This is a genomic window from Pseudomonas sp. ADPe (assembly GCF_014843515.1).
Classification (GTDB): domain Bacteria; phylum Pseudomonadota; class Gammaproteobacteria; order Pseudomonadales; family Pseudomonadaceae; genus Pseudomonas; species Pseudomonas citronellolis.
The window spans coordinates 506,869-529,688 of sequence record NZ_CP062122.1 but is presented as its reverse complement, the minus strand read 5'-3'; the positions used below and the strand labels follow the sequence as shown (position 1 = coordinate 529,688).

The 22,820-nt window shown below is 63.4% G+C and carries 9 protein-coding genes; 3 read left to right on the top strand and 6 right to left on the bottom strand.

The window, feature by feature from the left end; translation table 11 throughout:
- Positions 1–28: 28 nt before the first annotated feature.
- The 6 genes from mhpT to IG194_RS02200 all read right to left on the bottom strand — a co-directional run bounded on the left by mhpT (position 29) and on the right by IG194_RS02200 (position 5,702).
- On the bottom strand, positions 29–1,225 hold the full coding sequence (mhpT, locus tag IG194_RS02225; protein ID WP_058490283.1) for a 3-(3-hydroxy-phenyl)propionate transporter MhpT: 1,197 nt from the start codon (positions 1,223–1,225) through the stop codon (positions 29–31).
- Positions 1,226–1,355: 130 nt separating this feature from the next.
- On the bottom strand, positions 1,356–2,204 hold the full coding sequence (locus IG194_RS02220; protein ID WP_058490282.1) for a fumarylacetoacetate hydrolase family protein: 849 nt from the start codon (positions 2,202–2,204) through the stop codon (positions 1,356–1,358).
- 64 nt (positions 2,205–2,268) lie between these two features.
- Positions 2,269–3,975: an FAD-dependent monooxygenase gene (locus IG194_RS02215; RefSeq protein ID WP_082996261.1), complete on the bottom strand. Its 1,707-nt coding sequence runs from the start codon at positions 3,973–3,975 to the stop codon at positions 2,269–2,271.
- The gene (locus IG194_RS02210; RefSeq protein ID WP_058490280.1) at positions 3,905–4,303 is read right to left on the bottom strand and encodes a cupin domain-containing protein; all 399 of its coding nucleotides are present in this window, start codon (positions 4,301–4,303) and stop codon (positions 3,905–3,907) included. Before IG194_RS02210 ends, IG194_RS02215 begins: the two co-directional genes overlap by 71 nt.
- 18 nt (positions 4,304–4,321) lie before the next feature.
- On the bottom strand, positions 4,322–4,759 hold the full coding sequence (locus IG194_RS02205) for a nuclear transport factor 2 family protein (RefSeq protein WP_058490279.1): 438 nt from the start codon (positions 4,757–4,759) through the stop codon (positions 4,322–4,324).
- A gap of 1 nt (position 4,760) precedes the next feature.
- The gene (locus IG194_RS02200) at positions 4,761–5,702 is read right to left on the bottom strand and encodes a 3-carboxyethylcatechol 2,3-dioxygenase (RefSeq protein ID WP_058490278.1); all 942 of its coding nucleotides are present in this window, start codon (positions 5,700–5,702) and stop codon (positions 4,761–4,763) included.
- A 149-nt stretch (positions 5,703–5,851) separates the two neighbouring features.
- Here IG194_RS02200 and IG194_RS02195 point away from each other — a divergent pair, with 149 nt between their 5' ends.
- From IG194_RS02195 to IG194_RS02185, 3 genes are all read left to right on the top strand, one after another.
- On the top strand, positions 5,852–6,514 hold the full coding sequence (locus tag IG194_RS02195; protein ID WP_058490277.1) for a GntR family transcriptional regulator: 663 nt from the start codon (positions 5,852–5,854) through the stop codon (positions 6,512–6,514).
- Between the two features lie 809 nt (positions 6,515–7,323).
- Entirely contained in the window at positions 7,324–19,521 is a 12,198-nt protein-coding gene (locus IG194_RS02190; protein WP_058490276.1) for an Ig-like domain-containing protein, read from the top strand.
- Between the two features lie 328 nt (positions 19,522–19,849).
- A complete protein-coding gene (locus IG194_RS02185) occupies positions 19,850–22,753 on the top strand; it encodes a TrlF family AAA-like ATPase (protein WP_141679752.1) in 2,904 nt (967 codons plus the stop codon).
- Positions 22,754–22,820: the final 67 nt, after the last annotated feature.

Genomic DNA, 22,820 nt, shown 5'->3' with positions numbered 1-22,820 from the left:
AATGCGCAGGGTGGGGGCGTCGATCCGGCTAGGCGGGGCGCTGGGTGATCAAGCGGAACAGCGCCAGGGCGGCGACCACGATGCCCGGCGCCGAAACCAGCAGAACGCCTGCGGAACCAGCCCCCAGGGCGAGCATCTGGCCCGCCACCAGCGGCCCGCTCATGGCGCCCAGGCGGCCGACGGCGACCGCTGCGCCGACACCGGTGGCGCGCATTCGCGCGGGGTAGAAGCAGGGCGTCAGGGCGTAGAGCACGCACTGCCCACCGGTGGCGAAGAAGCCTGCGACGAAACCGGCCAGCAGCATCGCGCCCAGGTTGTCGGCCAGGCCCAAACCGGCCAGCGCCACGAGGATGCCCAGGTACACCAACGTCGCCATGCACCAGGCCGGCAGGCGCTCCATCAGCATGCCCAGGGCCAGGGTGCCGATGGCCGCGCCTATCTGCAGGGCGAACATCACCCAACTGGCGTGGTTGGCGCTGAAACCCTTGCCGACCAGCAGGCTCGGCAACCAGTTGATGAGGATGTACACCACCATCAAGGTGAAGAAATAGCTGATCCACAACAGCCAGGTGGCGCCTTGCCCGAGCATGTCGCGATGCAGGCTGCGGCTATCCCGGGCCTGCCCCGACGGTTTGTGGAATTCGCTGGACTCAGGCAGGTACAGCGCCAGCAGCGGCAGGATCAGCAACGGCACCACGCCGCCGATGTGGAACACCAGTTGCCAGCCGCCGGAGTACCCGGCAATGCCGATGCCCGCCGCCAGCGCCCCACCCAGTGGCACGCCGCAGTACATAAGGCTTACCGCCCGGCCACGCAGATGCGCGCCAGCGGCCTCCGAGCTCAGGGCGATCAGGTTGGGCAGCGCCGCGCCCAGGCCGACGCCGGTGAACAGGCGTGCCACCAGCAGGCTTCCCAGGCCCCAGGCATGGGCGGTGGCCAGGGAGAAGATGCCGAACAAGGCCACCGAGCCGATCAGCACACGCTTGCGCCCGATGCGGTCGGCCAGCCAGCCACCGACGAGGGCGCCGGGCAGCAGGCCGAGGATGCCGGCGCTGAACACCCAGCCCATCTGCAGCCTGTCCAGGCCGAAGACGCCACCCAGCTCCGGTGCGACTATGCCGGCCGCCTGCAGGTCCACGCCCTCCAGCAAGGCGACCAGGAAGCACAGGGCTATGGTGATGGCCAACCTCGGCTGGCCGTGAACGGTTGCTCGTTCCACTGTCATGCCACTGCCCTCCCTTGGTGGGGAAGGGCAGGTGCGTCGTGCAGCGCAAGGCGATTGCTCATTGGGTTCACCCGTCTTGTTCTTGTAATGGGTAAAGCCGGCCCCGGCCGGGGCCGGCCAGGCTAGCGAGCTATTCGTCGACGATGGTGTTGCGCAGGATGCCGACGCGCTCGACCTCCACCTCGACCACGTCGCCGGGCTTCATCCACAGCGGCGGTGTGCGCTTGGCGCCGATGCCGCCCGGAGTCCCGGTCACGAAGACGTCGCCGGGGCGCAGCGGAGCCACCGTCGAGGCATAGGCGATTTGCCGCGGGATGCTGTGCAGCATCATGTCCGTGGTTGCGCGCTGCACCTCCTCGCCATTGAGTCGCGTCACCAGCGACAGCCGGGCGCCTGGCTCGATCTCGTCGGCCGTCACCATCCAGGGGCCGAAGCCGCCGGTGCGCCAGAAGTTCTTGCCGGGCGCCCATTGCGCGGTGTGCAGCTGCCAGTCGCGCACCGAGCCGTCGTTGTAGCAGGCGTAGCCGGCGATATGTTCCCAGGCGTCTTCCTCGCGGATGCGCCGGCCGCCCTTGCCGATGATGACCGCGATCTCGCCTTCGTAGTCCAGCCGGGTCGATTCCGGCGGCCGCGGGATCGCCTCGTCGTGGCCGACCTGGGAATCCGCCACGCGCAGGAAGAACATCGGCTTCTCGCTGATCTCGCGACCGGTCTCGCGGACGTGCTCGCCGTAGTTCAGGCCCGCGCACCAGATCTTGCCGGGGTTGGGGATCACGGGCAGGAAGCGTACGTCCGCCAGTTTCAGGTCCGGCGTGCGGCCCTCGATGGCTGCTGCCGCCAGGGCGATGCCATCGCCCTCCAGCAGGCTCTTGAGGTCGGCGAAGCGGCCTTCCAGCAGGCGCTGAAGATCGAATACGCCATCGCCGACTGCGACACCGAAGCTCGCCTTGCCGGCGTGTTCAAAGCTCATGAGTTTCATGGGAGTTCCCGGTTTGGTTGAGTGCAGCTCGCTGCACGGGGTTGAGGCGTTGCATGGCCGCGGCTCACGAGGCTCGCGACTGGATTGCCAGGGACGCACGGGGTTGTGTGTCGCCCTGCGGGCCGGTGCCGTACAGGCAAGCGGGCAGTGCCGGGATGAGCGCTGCCAATGCCTGGAGCGCCAACTGCTCGTCCGGCGCGCGGCTGGCGGCGGCCACGTAGCGATCGGGGCGCACCAGCAGGGTGAGGCCGCTGCCGAGCAGCGCGGCGAAGGCACCGTCGAGGTCGACGACGCCCTCGCGACGGCCGGCCGGCCGCTGGATTTCGAGCGCCGCGTCCTTCGGGAAGCGCAGGATCGCCCAGTCGGACCCCAGCACCTTGTCCAGTGCGACGCGTTCCCCGTTCGGGCGCTGTACCCGGGGCTGCGGCAGCGCGCGGCCCACCAGGTCGGCGGCCGCCCGCGGCAGATCGGAAGCCGGCGGGACTATGCAGCCTGTCGTGAAATACGGCTGCTTCAGGAATTTCATGTCGACCAACCAGCGCTTGGCCGGCGGGACTATCCCCAGGGCCACGACAGCAACGTCGCGCAAGGTGGTCAGCAGCGGATGGGTGCTCATCACCACCTTGCCGATGCGGTGCGAGAGCCGAACCATCTGTTCCACATGGGGCCGGCGCTCGGCCTGGTAGCTGTCGATCAGCGCTTCGCTGGCCTGGCCACGGACATGGGCTGCGATCTTCCAGGCGAGGTTCGCCGCGTCGCGGATGCCGGCGTTGAGCCCCTGTCCGGCGAACGGCGGCATCAGGTGGGCCGCATCGCCGGCCAGCAGCACGCGGCCGCGGCGGAAGCTCGCGGCGATCCGCTGTTGCGCCACATAGACAGCGGCGCGGCGGATGTCCGCGGCGACTATGCGCTGGTAGGGCGCGACCAGCTCGATGATGAATTCCGGGGTGGTCACCCTGGCCGGGTCATCGCCGGGCAACAGCATGAACTCGTAGCGGCAGCGGCCCTTGACGCCGGGTACCACCACGCAGGGGCGCACGCCGTTGCAGTGGAAGCGCGAGAAGCGCTCTGGCTCGCCCGGGGTGTTGAGGACGTCCACCACGATCCACTTCTCGACCTGGGTCGAGCCTTCGAGGGGGATGCCGAGCTGCGTGCGCACCGGGCTGCGGCCGCCATCGCAGGCCAGCACCCACTTCGCGCGCAGGCGCTGTGCGCCGTTGGCGTCCACCAGTTCCACCTCGGCGTGTTCCGGGTGATTGGCGACGGCCCGCACTTCGGTGTCGAAGCACAGGTCGATGCCGCCTCGCACCTGCGCCGCCTCCAGCAGCAGGGCGACGAGTATCGGCTGGTCGAACTGCGACTTGACCGGCTGGCCCAGGCGCGAATGGTGGGACGACATTTCCGCCAGCAGTTGCCCTTTGCGCCCGAAGTAGCGCGCGCCTGTGCCCACCAGCATTTCCGGCAGGAGTTTGTGCAGTACGCCGATCTCGGCCATCACCCGCAGCGATTCGTCGGTGATGCTGATGGCGCGTGGTTCGTCGGTGATGCCGGGGTTGCGCTCGGCCAGCGTCACCCGGATGCCTTGGTCCGCGAGCAGGTTGGCTGCCGTCAGGCCGACAGGACCTGCCCCGATCACCAGTACGTCGGTTTCCATGGGATTCTCCAGTAGGGTCGTGAAGCCACGCCTTGCGGCGCTTTCCTCAGGCGTTGAAGCCCTGGTGTTCACAGAGGGGGAGGTAGTCCTCGCGCAGTGGTGCGAAGACGTCGACATTGAGGGCGCGCTCGTCGCCGAGCGGCTCGGCGCAGTGGGGAACGCCTCCGGGGATGTAGAGCACGGAGGGGGCCTGTACGTCGAAGACCTCGTCGCCGACCCAGAAGCGCATGGCGCCGCACAGCACGTAGCTGAGCTGGTCGAAGGGGTGGGCGTGCGGGCCGATCGAGCGGTAGCCCGGCTCGAACCAGTTGACGGTGGTGACCGCGCCGTCGGAGCGCAGGCCGGTCCTGGCGAAGCCCGGGCGGACTTCGGTCAGCGGCAGCTGGTCCAGGCGAAACACGCGGGCGGCATTCTTCGGGGCGATATTGTTATGGGTGTGGGTCATGGTCGGGTACCGGTGGTTTCAGCGGGCTGCGCGGAAGGCTCGGCGGATGACCCGGCGGCGGATCCGCCACTGGCCGTCCTCCTGTGCGTACAGGTCCTCGTAGTCGCCGACCATCAGCGGCGTGGTGTCGACCGCATCGGCGGTCTCGCTGCGGAAGACGCTGGCGTACAGGGTTCCGCACAGCCCCTCGTCGCTCCACCACAGCCGGTGGTTGGTCTCGACGTGGCGCGATACGCGCGGCAGCTTGACGCGTTCTGCGCCCCAGGCCGCGATGGCGTCGCGGCCCACCAGGTCGCGCGGCGGCAGGCCCAGCAGCTGGCCGTCCGCCGTGTAGAGCTGATGCAGCGTGTCCGCTGCGCCGTGGTCCAGGCGGTAGGCGTGTTCCGCGGTCAGCGCCTGAATCTCCAGGCGTAGCTCCAGGCTTGGCTCCGGCCGGCCCTGCGTGCTGCTCTTCATCTCAGTTTTCCTCCACGGCAGTCATCATTCCGAAGCCCGTCATCCATTCGTCGACAGGCCAGTACCACTGGTTCGTGACCCGGTAGCGGCCGCGCGCCGACAGCGCGGCGAAGGCCGCCAGCCAGGCGCGGATCTCGTGGCCGGAGTGGCCGCCGCAGCGCTCGATCCATTCGTTGCTCCAGCGGTCGGCTTCGGTCAGGCGGCCTGAGGCCAGGGTCGCCATGACCTGGGCGTCGAACTCTGGGTTGATCGGCTGGAAGGGACTATCGCCCAGCGCATGGGCCTTGCCGGCCTCGATGACGCGCTGCTGTCGCTGCGCGCGGGCTTCGGGTGTGGGGTCGCGGCCGTCGATCAGGCGCGCGGCGACTTCAGGCGTCGCTCCTTCCAGGCGCGGAACGGGCGGGTCGTGCGACAGGCCGCCGGAGGCGACCACCAGCACCCGCCGGCCCCAGGAGGCGGCCTCGCGGCCGATGGCTTCGCCCAGCAGCCGTACCCGTTGCAGCGGGCCCAGCGGCAGTCCGACGGCGTTGACGAAGACCGGTACCAGCGGCTGCGCCGAGTGCTTGCCGAACAGGAACTCCAGCGGTTGGACGACGCCGTGGTCGACCTGCAGCCGTTCCGACTGGGCGACGTCCACGCCCGCGTCGAGCACGGCCTGGACCAGCCGGCGAGCCGCTTGGCGATCGACCGGCAGGGGCCCTGGCTCGGTTCCCCAGTCACCGACGGAGACGGCGCCGGAGCCGATGCAGAAGGCTGGCATCAGGTCGTAGAAGACGCCATTGAAATGGTCGGGGCCGAAGACCACGGTGAGTTCGGGGTCGAAGGCACGCACGAAGGCACGCATGGTGTCGAGCGCCGCTTCCACCCCGGCCAGTGTCTCCGGGCCGGGATCGTTGATCCCGAAAAGTGGTGAGTGTGACAATGCACAGAGGGCCAGTGTCATCCCGTCTCCTTGTTCTTGTTCGTTTGCAGGGCACCTGCCGCGGTGGCCTGAGGGTCGACTGCGGCTGCGTGACGGGGTGAATACTACGCATGTCAAAAAATACTAGTCAATGAAGAATATATTTTTCAATAAGTAGTAGAATCCAAAAAATGAGCACTTCACCCGATGCATCCGTCTTCGAACGAATCCGCCATGCGATCCTGGCGGGTACCTGGGCGCCCGGTCACAGGCTGGCGCCGGCAGCCTTGTCAGGGCGCTTCGACACCAGCACGCCGGTGGTGAGGGAGGCCCTCACCCGGCTGGTCGGCGAGAACCTGGTTGTGGCCAGGACTAACCATGGCTTCTTCGTGCCCAAGCTTGACCTGCGGGAGTTCCGGGATGTGACCGAACTGCGCTGCGTCACCGAGTCGCTGGCGCTGCGCCTGGCCATCGAGCGTGGCGACCTGCAGTGGGAGACGGAGCTGATCGCCGCCCACCACCGCCTGGCTCGCACGCCTCGCCGCTGCAGTAGCGATCCCGAACGGATCAGCGAGGATTGGTCAGTAGCTCACAGGGCGTTCCACCAGGCCCTGATCGTGGGCTGCCAGTGCGAGCCGATGATGCGGATCGCCAACAACCTGTCGCAGTCGACGGACCTGTACCGGCGCTGGGCCGCGCCGGCTCCGGAAACGTTGCAGCGGGACGTGGAGCGCGAGCACCGCGACATCCTCGATGCCGTTTTGCAGCGGGACGTGGAGCGGGCCTGCGAGCTGCTGCGCCATCACTACGAGGAAACCGCGCGGATCGTGCTGGCTGCGGGGCTGGTGAGCTGATGAGGCTCGAGGGAGGCTCGAAGCGGTAGATGCGTTATCGATAGGCTGATCGCGCAGGAGTGTAGGCCGGCCGCCGAAGCGTGGTTCTTCTGTACAGGCCGGTAACGCGGCGTGTTCAGGATATTCCCGGGCGCAGTCGGACACCAAGCTGCAGTCTTGGCGTGTAGTCGCAGCGTAATCCGAGCACCAAGCTTTCTCTTCGCGAGCGCCACTCTCTCCGTGCAATGACCAATGGAAGGAGCGAGTTTCGTGGTGGGGTATGCCGGTCGGGATTTGAGCGCAGCGGCCGTACCAGGCACCTGACATGACGGTTAACGTACCGTTACTGCACGGTGCCTGCCTTGCGCTAACGGCAGAATGGTGTTCAAAGCAGATATCGCAGCTAGCCGAGCCTTCCGCGGCGCTGGCAGTGCCCCAGATTTCCCTCACCCAGTAAGTCCGTGCGCCTCACCGTCGGTTGTCCCATGGTGGGCTCCATAGCTTCTGTACCGTGGACGGTAGGGATTAGGAATCATCTGATATTAGTAGGGAATTTTCCTGCGGATACTCCTGAGCCGTATCCATGGGGTGCCTCCGCGACCAGTGCATAGCACGCAGCGGCAAGCGCCATCGGCCTTTCGACGATCAATTCCAAGAATTTTGCCTCCCCCGATCAGCCGGCCTTCGCTTGCCGGTCGCAGAGACGAGTCATCGAACCCCGTGGTTGAAGAAGGTCCGCAGACCTGCCGGTCTGCGGACCCCTTGTGATCGGGAATGACGATGGCGACGCCCATCTGCATTCCCATGACTGCCGAGTTCCGAGGCCCATCATGGCTAAAACAATCGTTGTAATCGACAAGGCTACCCACGCGGCCACCCAGATCAACCAGGCTGACCTGACCCTTCGCGCACCCTCCGTCGTGAAGCTGGCACTGAGCAAGGAGCAGGTCATCAGCATGACCCGCGAAGGCAATGCCTTGGTGATCAAGACCCTGGACGGCGAGACCATCGTCATCCAGGGTTTCTTCGGGGCTCCGGGCGAGCCGAGCAGCGATCTGGTACTCGACAGCGGTGATGGCCACTACTGGGTCGCCGAGGCCAATGAAGAAGGCTCTGTCTTCTCCAGCTACAGCGAGGTCGACTCGGTCGAATCGCTGCTGGTGACGGAGGGCGGCGATCAGGGGGCGCTGCCCTGGATACTGGGTGGTCTGGCACTGGTTGCAGGGGGCGTTGCTGCCTCTAGTGGCGGCGGCGGTGGCGGTCATCATGGCGGCAGCGGGCTCCAGGCGCCTACTGTCGACTTGCAGGCTAGCGATACGGGCGGGCTGATCGTCAGTGGTACCACCAGCCCCGGTGCCAGCGTTACCGTGACCTTCCCAGATGGTTCCAGCACGACTGTGGTCGCCGACGCCAACGGTAACTACCAGGCCTCTTCTTCCTTACCGCAGACCAGCGGTGGCGTGGACATTCACGTCGAAGATGGTAAGGGCAACAGCAGCGACGCCCACGTCGACTACACCGACACTACTGCGCCGAGCGCACCCAGCGTCGAGGTGACCACCAATGCCGATGGCAGCGTGACCGTCAGCGGCAGCGCCGAGCCGGGTAGTACCGTGACCGTTACCTACCCCGACGGCAGTACCGGCAGCGTTGTTGTCGGCGAAGATGGCGGCTACAGCCTGACATCACCGCCCGACCAACCTTCGGGCGATCTGACCGCCAGCGCCACCGACAATGCCGGCAACACCAGCCCTGGCACCCAGTTGCCGTACGTTGATACCACTCCACCTGGGGCGCCGAGCATTGGCGTCACCGAGAACTCCGATGGCGGGCTCACCATCAGCGGCAGTGCCGAAGCCGGCAGCATCGTCACCGTCACCTTCCCGGACGGCTCGGTGGGTAACGTCATGGCTGACGGCAACGGCCACTACAGCATCACCACCCACGTGCCTCAGGCCAGTGGTGAAGTCAGTGCCACCGCCACCGACGTATACGGCAATACCGGCGAGCCCGGCAGACTGGCATACATCGATAGCACCCCGCCGGATGCTCCTCTGCTCGATCCGCTGATCACGCTGGGTGATGGTTCTGTCACCGTTTGCGGTAGCGCAGAACCTGGATGCACCGTCATCGTAACCTTCCCGGACGGCTCTACCGGCACCACGGTCGCCGACGCGAACGGAGCCTTCTCAGTGACCTCCGCCAGTCCGCAGCCCAACGGTGAGGTCAGCGCGGCGGCCACCGACCTGGATGGCAACACCGGCCCGGCCGCCACTGATACCTTCGCCGACACCACCGCGCCCGATGCTCCGGTGCTGGGCCCGATCGTCACCAACGACGATGGCAGTATCACCATCGGCGGCAGCGCCGAGCCGGGTAGTACCGTGACCGTCACTTACCCGGATGGCACTACCGGCTCCGTGGTGGTCGGTGAGGACGGTAGCTTCACCCTCACTTCGCCGGAGAACCAACCTACCGGCGAAATCAGCGTCAACGCCACCGACGAAGCCGGCAATACCGGCGCCTCGGTGGTCGAGAGTTACACCGACACCACTGCACCGGATGCGCCGAGCGCCAACGTCACGGCTAATCCCGACGGCGGCCTGACCGTGAGCGGCAGCGCCGAGCCGGGCACGACCGTCACCGTCACCTTCCCGGATGGCAGCACCGCCACGGCCACAGCCGGCGGCGACGGCAGTTACGAAATCACCACCCATGTTCCGCAAACCAGCGGCGACGTCAGCGCCACCGCGACTGATGCGGCTGGCAATATCGGTGAGTCGACCACCGTCGCCTACACCGACAGCACCGCGCCGGAGGCTCCGGTGCTGGGTCCTATCGTCACCAACGACGATGGCAGCGTCACCGTCGGCGGTAGCGCCGAGCCCGGCAGCACCGTCACCGTCACCTACCCGGATGGCTCGACCGGTTCCGTAGTGGCAGGAGAAGACGGCTCCTGGTCGATTACCTCGCCGGAGAATCAGCCCAGCGGCGAAGTCAGCGTCAACGCCACCGACGAAGCCGGCAACACCGGCGCGTCGGTGACCGAGAACTACGCGGATACCACCGCTCCGGACGCCCCGAGCATCAACGTCACGGCCAATGCCGATGGCGGCCTGACCGTGTCTGGCAGCGCCGAGCCAGGCACGACCGTTACCGTGACCTTCCCGGATGGCTCGACCGGTACCGTTACCGCCGGCGATAACGGCGAGTACAGCGTCACTACGAGCGTGCCGCAGACCAGCGGTGATGTCAGAGCAGCAGCGACCGACGCGGCCGGCAACACCGGTGAGTCGACTACCTTCATCTATACGGACAGCACTGCCCCCGAAGCTCCGGTACTTAATCCAGTTGTCACCAACGAAGACGGCAGCGTCACCGTCGGCGGCAGCGCCGAGCCGGGCAGTACCGTCACCGTGACCTACCCGGATGGATCTACCGGCAACGTAGTCGTCGGTGAAGACGGCTCCTGGTCGATCACCTCGCCGGAAAACCAGCCCACCGGCGAAATCAGCGTCAACGCCACCGACGAAGCGGGTAATACCGGCGCCTCGGTGACGGAGAACTATGCCGATACCACCGCGCCTGGAGCGCCGAGTGTCTCCGTCATTCCGAACGCCGATGGCGGCCTCACCGTGAGCGGCAGTGCAGAGGCGGGCAGCACGGTTACCGTCACCTTCCCGGATGGCTCGACCTCCACTGCTACGGCGGGTAGCGACGGAAGCTACAGCGTGACTACAACGGTTCCGCAAACCACGGGCGACGTCAGCGCCAGCGCGACCGACGCCGCCGGCAACACCGGCGATGCCACGACTCAGAGTTACACCGACAGCACCGCGCCCGAGGCTCCGGTACTCGACCCGATCGTTACCAACGAAGACGGCAGCGTCACCGTCGGCGGCAGCGCCGAGCCGGGCAGCACCGTGACCGTGACCTACCCGGATGGCACTACCGGCTCCGTGGTGGTCGGTGAGGACGGCAGCTTCACTCTCACTTCGCCGGAGAACCAGCCCACTGGCGAAATCAGCGTCAACGCCACCGACGAAGCGGGCAATACCGGCGCCTCGGTGACCGAGAACTACGCCGACACCACCGCCCCGGACGCCCCGAGCGTCAACGTCACGGCCAATGCCGATGGCGGCCTGACCGTGAGTGGCAGCGCAGAGGCGGGCAGCACGGTTACCGTCACCTTCCCGGATGGCTCGACCTCCACGGCCACAGCCGGCAGCGACGGCAGTTACGAAATCACCACCCACGCTCCGCAAACCAGCGGCGACGTCAGCGCCACCGCGACTGATGCGGCTGGCAATATCGGTGACTCGACCACCCTCGCCTACATCGACAGCACCGCGCCGGGGGCTCCGGTTCTGGACCCGATCGTCACCAACGAAGACGGCAGTATCACCATCGGCGGAAGCGCCGAGCCGGGCAGCACCGTTGCCGTCACCTACCCGGACGGCACCACCGGTTCCGTGGTAGCGGGGGAGGACGGCTCCTGGTCGATCACCTCGCCGGAAAACCAGCCCACCGGCGAAGTCAGCGTCAACGCCACGGATGAAGCCGGCAACACCGGCGCCTCGGTGACCGAGAGCTACACTGATACCACCGCGCCCGATGCGCCTAGCATCAACGTCACGGCCAATACCGATGGCGGCCTGACCGTGACCGGCAGTGCCGAGCCGGGTACGACCGTCACCGTCACCTTCCCGGATGGCAGCACCGCCACGGCCACAGCCGGCGGCGACGGTAGTTACGAAATCACCACCCATGTCCCGCAAACCAGCGGCGACGTCAGCGCCACCGCGACTGATGCGGCTGGCAACACCGGTGACGCCACCACCCAGAACTACATCGATAGCACTGCGCCTGAGGCTCCGGTGCTGGACCCGATCGTCACCAACGATGACGGCAGCGTCACCGTCGGCGGCAGCGCCGAGCCCGGCAGCACCGTCACCGTCACTTATCCGGATGGCAGTAATGGCACTGTCGTGGCAGGTGAGGACGGCAGCTTCAGCATCACCTCGCCGGCCCACCAGCCGAGCGGCGACGTGAGCGCCAGTGCCACCGACGAGGCCGGCAATACTGGCCCGTCGGCCACTGGCGAGTTTGCCGACACCACCGCGCCGGAGGCGCCGAGCGTCAACGTTACCGCCAATACCGACGGCGGACTGACCGTGAGCGGTACGGCAGAGGCCGGCAGCACCGTTACCGTGACCTTCCCGGATGGCTCCACCGGTACCGCTACGGCCGGCAGTGACGGCAGCTACAGCGTGACTACCACTGTTCCGCAAACCTCGGGCGACGTGAGCGCGACCGCTACCGACGGCGCTGGCAATACCGGCGATGCCACCACCCAGAGCTATATCGACAGCACCGCACCGGAAGCACCGGTACTCGATCCGATCGTCACCAACGAAGATGGCAGCATCACCATCGGTGGTTCGGCAGAGCCGGGCAGCACGGTGACCGTCACCTATCCCGATGGCAGCACTGGCTCCGTGGTGGTGGGTGAGGATGGTTCCTGGTCGATCACCTCGCCTGAGGATCAGCCCGCCGGCGAAGTCAGCGTCAATGCCACGGATGAAGCCGGCAACACCGGCGCCTCGGTGACCGAGAACTACACCGACACCACCGCGCCGGACGCCCCGAGCGTCAATGTCACGGCCAATGCCGATGGCGGCCTGACCGTGATTGGCAGTGCCGAACCAGGCACGACCGTCACCGTGACCTTCCCGGATGGCACTACCGGCACGGCGACTGCCGGCTCCGATGGCGGCTACAGCGTTACCACCCACGTGCCGCAGACTTCCGGTGACGTCAGCGCCACCGCGACTGACGCCGCTGGCAACACTGGCGATGCCACGACTCAGAGCTACACCGACAGCACCGCTCCAGAGGCCCCGGTACTCGATCCGGTCGTCACCAACGACGATGGCAGCATCACCATCGGTGGTTCGGCAGAGCCGGGCAGCACGGTGACCGTCACCTATCCCGATGGCAGCGCTGGCTCCGTGGTGGCCGGTGAGGATGGCCGCTTCAGCATCACCTCGCCGGAAAACCAGCCCACCGGCGAAATCAGCGTCAATGCCACGGATGAAGCCGGCAACACCGGCGCTTCGGTGACCGAGAACTACGCGGACACCACCGCGCCGGATGCACCGAGCGTGAATGTCAGCGCCAATGCCGACGGTGGCCTGACCGTGACTGGCACGGCGGAAGCCGGCAGCATGGTGACCGTGACCTTCCCGGATGGCTCCACCGGTACCGCCACGACCGGCAGTGACGGCAGCTTCAGCGTGACTACCACGGTTCCGCAAACCAGCGGCGACGTCAGTGCTACCGCGACCGATGCCGCCGGCAATACCGGCGACGCCACCACTCAGGCCTACACCGACAACACCGCACCACAAGCGCCGGTACTCGACCCGATCGTCACCAATGAAGACGGCAGCATCACCCTCGGCGGCAGTGCCGAACCGGGCAGCACCGTGACCGTCACTTATCCCGACGGTAGCACTGGCAGTGTCGTGGCGGGTGAGGACGGCAGCTTCAGCATCACCTCGCCGGAAAACCAGCCCACCGGCGAAATCAGCGTCAATGCCACGGATGAAGCCGGCAACACCGGCGCGTCGGTGACCGAGAACTACACCGACACCACCGCACCGGACGCCCCGAGCGTCAATGTCACGGCGAATGCCGATGGCGGCCTGACCGTGACTGGCAGCGCCGAACCGGGCACGACCGTCACCGTGACCTTCCCGGATGGCAGCACCGCTACCGCCACCGCCGGCGATAACGGCGAGTACAGCGTCACCACCCATGTGCCGCAAACCACCGGTGACGTCAGCGTCAGTGCGAGCGACGCCGCCGGCAACAACGGCGACTCGACCACCGTCACCTATACCGACAGCACTGCCCCCGAAGCGCCGGCCCTCGGCCCGATCGTCACCAACGAAGACGGCAGCATCACCCTCACCGGCAGCGCCGAACCGGGCAGCACCGTTACCGTCACCTATCCGGATGGCAGCACCGGTTCTGTGGTAGTGGGAGAAGACGGCAGCTTCACCCTGACTTCGCCGGAGAACCAACCCACCGGCGAAGTCAGCGCCGAAGCCACCGATGAAGCGGGCAACACCAGTGCCTCGGTGACCGAGAGCTACACCGACACCACCGCACCGGATGCGCCGAGCGTCAACGTCACGGCCAATGCCGACGGCGGCCTGACCGTGACTGGCATGGCGGAAGCCGGCAGCATGGTGACCGTGACCTTCCCGGATGGCACCACCGGTACGGCGACTGCCGGCTCCGATGGCAGCTACAGCGTGACCACCACGGTTCCGCAGACTACCGGTGAGGTCAGTGCGACTGCCACCGACGCCGCCGGCAACACGGGCGATGCCACTGTCCAGAGCTACACCGACAGCACCGCTCCGCTGGCGCCGGTCCTCGACCCGCTGGTGACCAACGAGGATGGCAGTGTCACCATCGGCGGCTTGGCAGAGCCGGGCAGCACCGTGACCGTCACCTATCCGGACGGAACCACCGGCAGCGTGGTGGCCGGTGAGGATGGCAGCTTCACCCTCACATCCCCCGCCGGCCAGCCCAGTGGTGATGTCACCGCCAAGGCCACCGACGAAGCCGGCAATACCGGCCCATCGGCCACCGGCGAGTTCGCCGATACCACCGCGCCGGATGCACCGAGCGTCACCGTCACCGCCAATGCCGACGGTGGCCTGACCGTCAGCGGTAGCGCGGAGGCTGGCAGCACCGTCACTGTGACCTTCCCGGACGGCAGCATCGGTACGGCAATCGCCGGCTCCGATGGTGGCTACAGCATCACCACCCAGGTGCCGCAGACTTCCGGTGACGTCAGCGCCACCGCGACTGACGCCGCTGGCAACACGGGCGATGCCACCACCCAGACCTACACCGACAGCACCGCGCCGCAAGCGCCGGTCCTCGATCCGGTCATCACCAACGAAGACGGCAGTATTACCGTCGGCGGCAGCGCCGAGCCGGGCAGCACCGTCGTCGTGACTTATCCGGACGGAACCACCGGTTCCGTGGTCGCGGGGGAGGACGGCTCCTGGTCGGTCACCTCGCCGGCCAACCAGCCCAGCGGTGAGATCAGCGTCAACGCCACCGACGAGGCCGGCAATATCGGCGCCTCGACGACCGAGGACTACACCGACACCACCGCGCCGGAGGCTCCGAGCGTCAACGTCACGGCCAATGCCGATGGCGGCCTGACCGTCAGCGGCAGCGCGGAGGCGGGCAGCACCGTGACGGTGACCTTCCCGGATGGCAGCACCGGCACAGCGACCGCGGGCGCCGATGGCAGCTACAGCCTCACCACGAACGTGCCGCAAACCAGCGGCGACGTGACCGCCAGCGCCAGCGACGCGGCTGGCAACGTGGGTGACAGCACCACCGTGGGCTACACCGACACCGCCGCTCCGCAGTCGCCGAGCCTGACGGTCAGCGCCAACGACGACGGCGGCCTGACTGTCAGTGGCAGCGCGGAGGCGGGTAGCACCGTCACCGTGACCTTCCCGGATGGTTCGACTGCCTCGGTGACCGCCGGCAGCGACGGCAGCTATGAAGTCACCACCCACGTACCGCAAACCAGCGGCGACGTCAGCGCCAGCGCCACCGATGCCGCTGGCAACGCCGGCGCGCCTACGGTCGAGAGCTACACCGACACCCAGGGCCCGCTGGCACCGAGCGTAAACGTGACGGCGAATGCCGACGGCGGCCTGACGGTTGCCGGCAGCGCCGAACCGGGCAGCAGCGTGACCGTGACCTTCCCCGATGGCAGCACCGCGACCGCCACTGCCGGCAGCGACGGCAGCTACAGCGTCACCACCACGACTCCGCAAACCACGGGTGAAGTCAGCGCCAGCGCGACCGACGCCGCCGGCAATACTGGCGACTCGGCCACCGCGGACTACACCGACAGCGGCGCACCGCTGGCGCCGAGCGTGAATGTCAGCGCCAATCCCGACGGCGGCCTGACCGTCAGCGGCAGCGCGGAGGCGGGCAGCACCGTGACGGTGACCTTCCCGGATGGCAGCACCGGCACAGCGACCGCGGGCACCGATGGCAGCTACAGCGTCACCACCCACGTACCGCAAACCAGCGGTGACGTCAGCGCCAGCGCCACTGATGCCGCTGGCAACGCCGGCGCGTCGACGGTCGAGTCCTACACCGACAACACCGCGCCACTGGCACCGGAACTGGACCCGCTGGTGACCAACGGTGATGGCAGCGTCACCCTCACCGGCAGCGCCGAAGCGGGCAGTACCGTGACAGTGACCTTCCCGGACGGCTCGACCGACACCGTGGTCGCAGGCAGCGATGGCGCCTTCAGCATCACCTCGCCGGCGGGACAACCTACCGGTGATGTCACGGCCAATGCCACCGATGCCGCTGGTAATACCGGTCCGTCGGTCACCGGCGAGTTCGCCGATACCACCGCACCCGATGCACCCAGTGTGAACGTCATAGCCAATGCCGATGGCGGCCTGACCGTCAGCGGTAGCGCGGAGGCGGGCAGCACCGTCACCGTGACCTTCCCGGATGGCAGCAGCACCACCACGACCGCGGGCAGCGACGGTGCCTACAGCGTCACCACAACGGTGCCGCAGACCACGGGTGAAGTCAGCGCGACCGCGACTGACAGCGCCGGCAATACCGGCGATGCCGCCACCGTGGATTACACCGACAGCGGAGCGCCGCAATCGCCGAGCGTCAACGTCAGCGCCAACCCCGATGGCGGCCTGACCGTGACCGGTATGGCAGAGGCGGGCAGCACCGTTACCGTGACCTTCCCGGATGGCAGCACCGGCACAGCGACCGCTGGTTCCGATGGTAGCTACAGCATCACCACCACGGTGCCGCAAACCAGTGGCGAAGTCAGCGCGACGGCTACCGATGCCGCCGGCAACACTGGCGACGCCGCCACGGTGGACTACACAGACAGCAGCGCACCGCTGGCGCCGAGCGTAAGCGTCAGCGCCAACCCCGATGGCGGCCTGACCGTGACCGGTACGGCAGAAGCGGGCAGTACCGTCACCGTGACCTTCCCGGATGGCAGCAGCGGCACCGCGACTGCAGGCTCTGACGGTGGCTACAGCGTCACCACCACGGTTCCACAAACCAGCGGCGAAGTCAGCGCGACGGCTACCGATGCCGCCGGCAACACTGGCGACTCGGCCACCGCGGACTACACCGACAGCGGCGCACCGCTGGCGCCGAGCGTGAACGTCAGCGCCAATGCCGACGGTGGTCTGACCGTGACCGGTACCGCGGAGGCGGGCAGCACGGTCACCGTGACCTTCCCGGATGGCTCCAGTGGCACGGCAACCGCCGGTTCCGACGGCAGCTATAGCGTCACCACCCACGTGCCGCAAACCAGCGGCGAGGTCAGCGCCAGCGCCACCGATGCCGCTGGCAATGCCGGCGCATCGACGGTCGAGTCCTACATCGATGGCACCGCACCTTTGGCGCCGGTACTCGATCCGCTGGTGAACAATGCCGACGGCAGCGTCACCGTCAGCGGCAGCGCCGAAGCGGGCAGCACCGTCACCGTCACCTATCCGGATGGCAGTGAGGTGAGTGTGATCGTTGGTACCGATGGCCACTTCAGCGTTACCTCTCCGGTCGGCCAGCCCAGCGGCGAGGTCAGTGCCAGCGCCAGCGATGCCGCCGGCAACAATGGTCCATCGGCCAGCGCCACCTTCACCGACACCACTGCGCCGGATGCACCGAGCGTGAATGTCACGGCGAACGCCGATGGCGGCCTGACCGTAACCGGTACAGCCGAAGCGGGCAGCACGGTCACCGTGACCTTCCCGGATGGCACCAGCGGCACGGGAGTCGCCGGTACCGACGGCAGCTACAGCGTCACCACCCACGTGCCGCAGACCACGGGTGAAGTCAGCGCGATGGCGACCGACGCCGCCGGCAATGACGGATCGGTCACCAACGCCACTTACACGGACACCAGCCTGCCCCAGGCGCCGGTGCTCGACCCGCTGGTGAACAATGCCGATGGCAGTGTCACCGTCAGCGGAAGCGCCGAAGCGGGCAGTACCGTTACCGTTACTTACCCGGATGGCACCACTGGATCGGCAACCGCCGGTACCGATGGCCGCTTCAGTGTCACCTCGCCGGAGGGCCAGCCCAGCGGTGAAGTCAGCGCCAGCGCCACTGACCTGGCGGGTAACGCCGGTCCGGCCGCCACTGCGGACTTCACTGACACCACAGCACCGGACGCGCCGAGCGTAAACATCACGGTCAACGCCGATGGCGGTCTGACAGTGAGCGGCAATGCGGAAGCGGGCAGCACCGTTACCGTGACCTTCCCGGACGGCAGCACTGGAACCGCGACCGCTGGTTCCGACGGCGGCTACAGCGTCACCACCCATGTCCCGCAGAGCACTGGCGAGGTCAGCGCCCATGCCACTGACGAGGCCGGCAACATCGGTGCGTCCGCTTCCGCGGATTACGCCGACAGCACCGCGCCCCTGGCGCCCAGCGTGCTGGTCAATGCCAATGCCGACGGTACCCTGGTGGTCAGCGGCAGCGCCGAGGCCGGCAGCCAGGTCAGCGTGACCTTCCCCGACGGTACGACGCAGACGGTCACCGCCAGCGCCGCGGGCAGTTACAGCGTCACCAGCGCCACTGCCCAGGGCAGCGGCGAGGTCAGCGCCGTGGCCACCGACGCCGACGGCAACAGCAGCGACAGCGGCAGCGCGCACTATGCGCTGGCGACCGTCAGCGGCATCTCCGAAGACAACGGCCTGGATGCCGGCGACTTCATCACCAACGACAACACCCTGGTGGTCAGCGCCACCGTGGACGGCCAGCTCAATGCCGGCGACAAGGTGCAGATCTCCATCGACGGCGGCCAGACCTGGCACGATGCCGTGGACCAGGGCAACGGCACCTATGTCTTCGACAACAGCGGCACGTTCATGGATGACGGCGACTACGTATTCATGGCCCGAGTGGTCGGCAGCGAAGGCAACGTCAGCCTGGCCGACAGTCAGGCGGTACAGATCGACACCCAGGGACCGTCCGCCAGCCTGACCATCAGCTTCGATGGCATCAGCGACGACAACGGCTACCTCGGCAACGACTTCGTCACCAATGACAACACCCTGCTGTTCAGCGGTCATCTGAGCCAGGCCCTGGCGGCCGACGAAGGGGTGGAAATCAGCCTCGATGGTGGCCAGACCTGGCAGCGCGTCGAGGTCAACGGCACCGATTGGCGCTTCGACAACACCGGTCGGGTGCTGGACGACGCGGAGTATGACGTGCAGGTGCGGGTGGTCGACGATGCCGGCAACGTCGGCAACAGCGCCAGCCACACTGTGGTCGTCGACACCGACGGCCCGAGTGCCGACAAGACCATCACCCTTGACGCCATCAGCGAAGATAACGGCGCCCAGGGCAATGACTTCATCACCAACGACAACACCCTGGTGTTCTCCGGCAAGCTGGGCGTTGCGCTCGGTGCCGGCGAAGGGGTGGAGATCAGCCTGGATGGCGGCCAGACCTGGCAGCGCGCCGAGGTCGATGGCACCGACTGGAGCTTCGACAACCGTGGCCAGGTGATCGCCGATGGCAGCTACACGGTGGTGGTGCGGGTGGTGGACGACGCCGGCAACATCGGCCAGAGCGCCCAGCACGGCCTGAGCATCGATACCCTGGCGCCGACCTTCACCAGCTTCGTGCTCGACCTGGATACCGCCAGCGACAACGGCAGCAGCAGCACCGACAACAGGACCAGTGTGATTACCCCGACCTTCACGGGGACCCTCGTCGGCTTGGCAACTTCTGACGCCGCCGAGGCTGCGGCGGGCAAGATCACCGTCATGCTGTTCGACGACAAGGATGGCGATGGGATCTACGGCGAGGGCGATGTGATATACGCCGAAGGCCTGACGCTGACGATGAACGGCAACGACGGTACCTTCAATGTGACATTGCCGTCGTTGTATCTGAATGACACTAACGGTTAGTAACCTGTAAGCCATTGATTTATAAATAAATTATTCATCTAACAGTTTTCAATATTTTAGCATTGACGATTACCGTCTAGGTGATGCGCTCGAACGAGTGAAAGCTAGCGCAATGTTTCTACAGGTGGGTAAGCAGACGCCTGGCAACCCACGTTCCTGACAAGGCATGCTTCACCGTCCCTAGAGAAATGCCCACCCAAACAACGTTCACATATGCAGGCGCCTCGAAATCGGCTTCAATAGCATTGATGGCTCAATGCTACCCGCGCTGGAAGTAAAAAGAACAGTCACACTCAAAAGCTTGCAACTCTTAAATGGATGATTTGAAGTGAATAAGACTTACCCAAAAGGATCGGAATGGCGCAAGTGGGATCTTCATGTGCATACTCCTGCCTCTGTGCTCAGGAGTGAATTTGGCCAAGACTGGGACAGATATGTAACTGAACTTTTCACGCGAGCCATTGCAGCCGGAGTTAGCGCAATTGGAGTTACCGATTATTATCTGCCAGAGGGGTACAAGATTCTTAGACGGGATTATTTAGATAACCCTGAAAAGATGAAAGAACTCTTTGATGCCGAAACCCTCCTTGCAATTAACGAAATAAAAATATTTCCCAATATAGAGTTCCGAATTAACAAATTGGTTATTGGTAAAGAAGCCGATCTTTCCTGGAATCGGAAGGTGAACTACCACGTTCTACTGTCCGATGAAATACCTGTAGAAAAAATTGAAAGCGATTTCATTTCGCAAATCCAAATTTTTTTCAATGCTACCGTCGGCAGCCAAATTGAGCGTCGTCCACTGACAAGATCTAATCTTGAAGAACTCGGTCAGCGTTTGATTGCGGAACACCCGCCATTCGCAACAAGTGGCAGCGCATTATTCGTTGGGATGATGTGCGCATCTGTAGATGAAGACGAAATATCAAGACTTCTTAATCAGAATGCTTTTTTTAAGGATAGGCATCTGACAGCTCTTCCGTGCGACGAAGACCTTAGCGATGTCAACTGGAACTCACAAGGACACAATTTACGCAAAAACCTTATAAAACAGGCGCACTTCATATTTTCTTCAAACCAAAAAACGGCAGCATTTTTTCTTGGAGGTAAAGAAAAAGCTTCCTTCATAAAAGAGTTTGGAGCAATTAAAGCTTGTTTATGGGGTTCCGACGCACACAAATTGGAGGAGCTATTCAACCCCGCAAAAAATAGACATACATGGGTCAAGGGTGATTTAACTTTTTCAGGCTTAAAACAGGTGATTTACGATCCTAGCTCAAGGGTTGCGATACAAGAGCTCTCACCACAGCAAAAAAGCCCCTACCAGACCATTGAAAAAGTACGCTTCTTAAACAATGGGCAGCAGAAGCTATTTAGCGAAAAATGGCAAGTGCTCAATCCGGATCTGAATACGATCATTGGAGGGAAATCTTCCGGAAAATCTTTACTGCTCTATCATATTGCCAGAGCGGTAAATGCAGAAGAAGTTGATAGTAAAATGCAGTTAGCTAAGGCTTCGACTTACACGGGACTACCTTCTCTCGACTTTGAAGCGTGCTGGTCTAACGGCGATATAAGTCGACTTTCAGAAATCTCAGAAAAAAAACCTATCACATACATACCTCAGCTCTATATTAATCATCTGGCCGAGGAAGATGGAAGATCCCAACTCAACGCGCTAGTGCAAGACATACTTCTACAAAACTCAACATTTCAACAATTTTCTGAAACTCAAGAAAGAAGAATAGTTACAACCAACAAGGATATAAATCAGAAGATCGAATCTTTTTTTGAGCTTAGAGCTAAGTACGGCTCTCTAAACAAGGAGGCAGAAGCTATTGGAACCCGACCGGCTATTACGGCTGAGATTGAAAGATTGCAGAGTGAAATTAAAACTTTGCGCGAAAAATCCGGCTTCTCCGATTTAGAGGAACAAAAATACAAGCGTCTTTCGACTCGTAAATCAAGCCTTGAAAAGCGGGAAGCTATTATTTCAAAAATTGAGATTGGGAGTCAGCAGATAGCCGCGTCTATCACAAGTAGATTTAATGCTCAAATCGAAACCCTTAAAGACTTGATACTTGCTGATATAGATTTACCAAGCGAGTCAACCTTTACGAGCAACGCTCTTAACTCTTTAGAGCGAAAGCTTTTGAACGCAGTTGAAAATTTCAAACAAGAACTATCTCGCAGCATTCAAAACACACCAATACTAAATATAAAAATAGCAACTGAATCGAGCGAAATCGACAGGACACTTCAGCCCCTTTTAATTAAAATCACCGACCAAGCAACACTTGATCTTGCAACCAAAAAACTAAAAGCAGAGGAAGGAAAGCTAAAACAGTTGGATGATATTGCCGAAAAACAAACATCAATCAAAACACAAGGGTTAGATTGCAAGCAAGAGCTAAGCGATCTATACACCCAACTTATACAAATCTATTACGATTATGCTAAAGAAACCTCAAAGCCGGACTATCAATTTGAAGAAGACATTTCGGTATCAGCAGAAGTCCTGCTGAATGAGGATAAATTCAACGAGTTTTCCCTGTTATTTGATCGGCGCGGCAACATGAGCAATTTGTTAGGTGATCTTATACTACCCACGGGCGAGCTAAATTTTAATATCGAAACTCATGCAGAGCGTATCGCAAGCACACACTCGATCTATATAAAAAAAATCAACATTCCTGCAATTCGCAAAGGCATAGAAGATATTGAAGTAATTAGAAAGCTGTATAGCAACTGCTTCTATATCAACTATGTTGTTCACTATAAAAGCGATGACATTGCGACCATGTCACCAGGCAAGCGCGGATTGGTGCTATTAAATTTGATTTTGCACTTAAGCAACGCATCACACCCAATTCTTATCGATCAACCAGAGGACAACTTAGACAACAGAACTATTTACGACCAGCTGAAGGATTTCATCAGACAGAAAAAAAGAAAACGTCAAATAATTATGGTCACTCACAATGCGAACCTAGTGGTAGCAGCTGATGCGGAGTGCATAATCGTAGCGAACCAAGCAGGCCAACAATCGGATACTGCTGTAGACAACTATCGATTCGATTATTTCAGTGGAAGCTTAGAGTGCTCTTATGAGGCACCGCTGATAGGCGGCCCATTGAGATCTCAGGGCATCCGCCAGCATGTATGCGAGATCCTTGAAGGCGGAGTTACGGCCTTCAAGGAACGAGAACTCAAATATGGTTTTAAAATCTAGACCTTATCAAACAAGGACGTGAAACGTTTGTCTTTAGTCTTGTCTGGTAATGGGTCTGGGCAAAAAG